Origin of the sequence: Bradyrhizobium manausense, from assembly GCF_001440035.1 — a bacterium.
GTDB classification, from domain to species: domain Bacteria; phylum Pseudomonadota; class Alphaproteobacteria; order Rhizobiales; family Xanthobacteraceae; genus Bradyrhizobium; species Bradyrhizobium manausense.
Map to the genome: position 1 here is coordinate 609,673 of NZ_LJYG01000108.1, position 4,579 is coordinate 614,251.

The 4,579-nt window shown below is 66.4% G+C and carries 2 protein-coding genes and 2 pseudogenes; all 4 read right to left on the minus strand.

Annotation, left to right across the window (positions count from 1 at the left end; translation table 11 throughout):
• Window positions 1–967: pseudogene (locus AOQ71_RS48965) on the minus strand (caspase family protein); the annotation flags it as partial.
• A 153-nt stretch (window positions 968–1,120) separates the two neighbouring features.
• Window positions 1,121–1,861: a carbonic anhydrase gene (locus tag AOQ71_RS33020; protein ID WP_057756736.1), complete on the minus strand. Its 741-nt coding sequence runs from the start codon at window positions 1,859–1,861 to the stop codon at window positions 1,121–1,123.
• Window positions 1,862–1,989: 128 nt separating this feature from the next.
• A partial coding sequence (dnaE, locus tag AOQ71_RS33025) for a DNA polymerase III subunit alpha (RefSeq protein WP_245317294.1) occupies window positions 1,990–3,819 on the minus strand: 1,830 nt, incomplete at its 5' end.
• Between the two features lies 1 nt (window position 3,820).
• Window positions 3,821–4,544, minus strand: a pseudogene (locus tag AOQ71_RS48970) (DNA polymerase III subunit alpha); the annotation flags it as partial.
• Window positions 4,545–4,579 lie beyond the last annotated feature (35 nt).

Genomic DNA, 4,579 nt, shown 5'->3' on the forward strand with positions numbered 1-4,579 from the left:
GCGCCGCGACGATCGCCATCACGCGCCTGGCCAGGGGATCGCCGGGATAGGCGACGAGAAAATCCTCATAGGCCGGCAGCGTGTCGCGCTCGAGCGCGGCGGCATAGGCGTCCTGCACGCCGAGTTCGCGGATCGGCTTGTTGCGGACCGCGGCGACCTGGTCGGGCGCGGCCGCCTGCGGCGCATCGGGCGCGCGCTCGAAAAAGGTGAATTGTGCGGAGATCTTGTGGTCGTCCCACGGCACCTGCGCGCCTTTCGAGGCCTCGTTGACGCGCAGGCGGACGCGGTCGAATACCTCGGGCAACGACAGGCCGCCGGTGCGGATCATCTCGGCGAGCGACTGCGCATAGATGCCGTAGGGTCCCGGCTCCTCGGGGGCCACCGTGCCTGGCGCCGCATTGAAGGCGATCAGCATGTTCGGATCCGGCTCGACCAGCGCAAGGCCGCTCGCGATCGGCTGCTGGCCCCCCTCGACGAAGGGCTGCGCGCGCGCGGCATCGAGCACGATGATGTTGGCCTTGAGCGGGACGGCGGCGAGCTGGCGGGCATAGTCGCTGATGCGCAGCGCCTCGGTCGGAATGTCGGTGTCCCGCGTGATGTTGGAATCAACAGGGATGAAATAGTTCTCGCCGGCCAGCTGCACCCCATAGCCGGACAGATAGATCATCGCGACGGTGCCGGGTCCGGAGGCCTGCGCCTTCTGGATGAAATCGCGCAGGCTCTTGCGCAGCGTGTCGCCGTCGAGATCGCGCGCGCCGACCACGTCGAAGCCCGCCGCCTGCAGCGTTTGCGCGATCAGGCCGCCGTCATTGGCGGCGGTTGCCAGCGGCGACTTGGAATAAGCGCCGTTGCCGACCACGAGCGCGATGCGCTTTTCCTGCTGCTGGGCGCACGCCGGAGCAATCACGCCTGCAACGAAGAGGATTGGTAGAAGGAAGCAGAGGAAGGCCTTGTGTGTCCCGCGCATGGCTTGCTCGCCCGTTATTGTTGTTGAGTGTCCACCACGCATGAGACGCGCGGCCGGCTGAACGGCAGTTGAACGAAAGGCTCGGATTGAGGCGGCGGCATGGCATCGGCCAGTCGCGTCAGCTCCGCGTAAGCTTCCGTCTTTGCGTCTGCCCTAGCCTTGCGCGATCAGATCCACTGTTCCCGTCGAGAGCCGGTAGATGCCCCCTGATATCTTCAGCTTGCCCTGCTCCACGGCCCCGTTGAGAATCGGCGCCGCCGCCTTCAGCTTCGCGACATTGTCGATCACGTTCTGGCGGATCGCCTTGTCGAGCGCGTCCCCGCCCTGTTGCATCGCGCTCTTCGCAGCCGGCGCAATCGCATCGACCAGAGAGGGGATATGTCCCGGCGGCGGCTTGTCGTCCTTGAGCGCCTTCAGCGTTGCATCGACCGCACCGCAGGCGTCATGGCCGAGCACGAGGATCAGCGGCGTGTTGAGCACCGCGACCGCGTATTCCATGCTGGCAACGGTCTCGGTGCCGGCGAAATTGCCGGCGACGCGGCAGACGAAGAGATCGCCGCGTCCGGTGTCGAAGGCGTATTCCGGCGCGATGCGCGAGTCCGCGCAGCTCAGCACCGCCGCGAACGGATTCTGCCCGCCCGCCAGCGCCTCGCGCTCGTGCTTGAAATCGTGGCGCCGCGTCACGCCGTCGACGTAGCGCGCATTGCCGTCCATCAGCCGCTTCAGCGCCGCGTCCGGCGACAGCAGGTTCTGCGGCTTGGGCGGTGCCTTGGTCTGCTTGGCGAAGGCGCGGCCACTGAAGGCGGTGCCAAGCGCGGCTGCCGCCAGCAGCATCGCCGATCGCCGCGACGGCGCGAATTTGTCCCGCATGGCTCCAGAGCATTGGTCGCACATGTCCCGCTCCTCCCGGCGCAACGGACGTGCCCTTATAAATGAGCACCATCGCAATCATATAGCGCAGATTGAGCAACGAAACTACCGCATCCACGGCGTTGCACGCCGCGGACATATCGCGACCGGAGCTAGATCTGCTGCACGTCCACCACGCCGGCGACGGCCTTGATAGCGCCGGCGATCTGCGGCGAGACCTTGAAGCGGCCGGGCAGCTTCATCTCGACCTCGGTCTCGAGGTCGAGCATCATCACCAGCGAGACCTCGCCGTCGCCATTTCCGCGCGGCGCAATGCCGGGACTGCCGATTTTCGGCGCGGCGCCGTTTGCACCAGCGGTCTCCGGGCCAGCCAGGCGCTTGGCGATCGAGTCGAGCGGCTTGGTGTCGCGCACGAAGATGCGCAGGCCCTTCTGCGTCTTGGCGGCGGCATCATCGAGCGGTTCGGCATGCAGCACGCGGGCGCGGACGTCCTCGCCCTGGAGCTCGGCGCCGAGTTGCAGCAGCACGGCCGCGCCCGGCTCCAGCACGTCGCGATATTGCGCAAGCCCTTCCGAGAACAGCACCGCCTCGAAATGGCCGGTGGGATCGGACAGGCCCATGATGCCCATCTTGTTGCCGGTCTTGGTGCGCCGCTCCATGCGCGACACCACGGTCGCCGCGACCTTGCCGGCGGTGGCGCCGGTCTTCACCGCGCGCGAGAACTCCGCCCAGCTCTGCACCCGCAGCCGCTTCAAGACCGTGGCGTAATCGTCGAGCGGATGGCCCGACAGGAAGAAGCCGACGGCATCGTATTCGCGGCGGAGTTTTTCGGCCGGCAGCCACGGCTCGATCTGCGGCAGCATGATGGTCGGCGCGTCCGCCGCCATGCCGAACATGTCGTTCTGACCGCTGGTCTCGGCCTGATGCGCGCGCTGGCACGCGGCCAGGATCGAGTCCGCGCCGGCGAACACGCGGGCGCGGTTCGGCTCCAGCGTGTCGAACGCGCCGGCGGCGGCGAGACTTTCGATGATGCGCTTGTTGATCGCACGCGGATTGACGCGCGCGGCGAAGTCGGCGAGCGAGGTGAACAGCCCGCGCTTGGTGCGCTCCTCGATGATCTGCTCGATCGCCTGAATGCCGACGCCCTTCAGCGCGGCGAGCGCGTAATAGATCGTCTTCTCGCCGACCTCGAAGGTCGCCCCGGACCGGTTGATGTTCGGCGGCTCGACCTTGATGCCGAGGCGCTGCGCCTCGGAGCGGAATTCGGAAAGCTTGTCGGTGTTGTTGAGATCGAGCGTCATCGACGCTGCGATGAACTCGACCGGATAATGCGCCTTCATATAGGCGGTGTGGTAGGACACCAGCGCATAGGCGGCCGCGTGGCTCTTGTTGAAGCCGTAATCGGCGAACTTGGCGAGCAGTTCGAAGATGGTCTCGGCCTGCCCCTTCGGCACGCCGTTCTTCACCGCGCCCGCGACGAAGATGTCGCGCTGCTTGTCCATCTCGGCGCGGATCTTCTTGCCCATGGCGCGGCGGAGCAGATCGGCGTCGCCGAGCGAATAGCCCGACATCACCTGCGCGATCTGCATCACCTGTTCCTGGTAGATGATGACGCCGAAGGTCTCCTTCAGGATCGGCTCGAGCACGGGATGCAGATATTCCGGCTCTTCGTCGCCGTGCTTGCGCGCGCAATAGGTCGGGATGTTCGCCATCGGGCCCGGGCGATACAGCGCGACCAGCGCGATGATGTCCTCGAAACGGTCGGGCCGCATGTCGACCAGCGCGCGCCGCATGCCCTGGCTTTCAACCTGGAACACGCCGACCACCTCGCCGCGCGCCAGCATCTGATAGCTCTCGGCATCGTCGATCGGCAGCGTGGCAAGATCGACATGGATGCCGCGCGGCTTGAGCAGCTTGCAGGCGACGTCGAGCACCGTCAGCGTCTTCAGGCCGAGGAAGTCGAACTTCACGAGGCCCGCCGGNGCTCGACCCATTTCATGTTGAACTGGGTCACGGGCATGTCGGATTTGGGATCGCGGTAGAGCGGCACCAGCTCGCTCAGCGGCCGATCGCCGATCACGATGCCGGCCGCGTGGGTCGAGGCGTGCCGCGTCAGGCCTTCGAGGCGCTGGGCAATATCGAAGGCACGCGCCACGATCGGATCTTCATCGCGAAACGCCTGCAGCTTCGGCTCGCTCTCGATCGCGGCCGCCAGGGTCACCGGCGCGGCCGGATTCTGCGGCACCAGCTTGGTCAGCTTGTCGACCTGGCCATAGGGCATCTGCAGCACGCGGCCGACGTCGCGCAGCACGCCGCGCGCCTGCAGCGTACCGAAGGTGATGATCTGCGCGACCTGGTCGCGGCCGTAGCGTTCCTGGACGTACTTGATCACCTCGCCGCGGCGATCCTGGCAGAAGTCGATGTCGAAGTCCGGCATCGAGACGCGCTCGGGATTGAGGAAGCGCTCGAACAGCAGGCCGAACTTGATTGGATCGAGGTCGGTGATGGTCAGCGCCCAGGCGACCAGCGAGCCGGCGCCGGAGCCACGGCCCGGCCCGACCGGAATGCCCTGGCTCTTCGCCCATTTGATGAAGTCCGACACGATCAGGAAGTAGCCCGCGTATTTCATGCGCATGATGACGTCGAGCTCGAACGCCAGTCGCTTGTTGTAGTCTTCCTCCGTGGTCCCCTGCGACAGGCCGTGCACGCGTAGGCGATTGGCAAGCCCCTCCTCCGCCTGCC

Excerpts from the sequence above, each read along its gene's own strand:
- AOQ71_RS33020 (WP_057756736.1), bottom strand. The coding sequence starts at position 1,861 with ATGTGCGACCAATGCTCTGGAGCCATGCGGGACAAATTCGCGCCGTCG.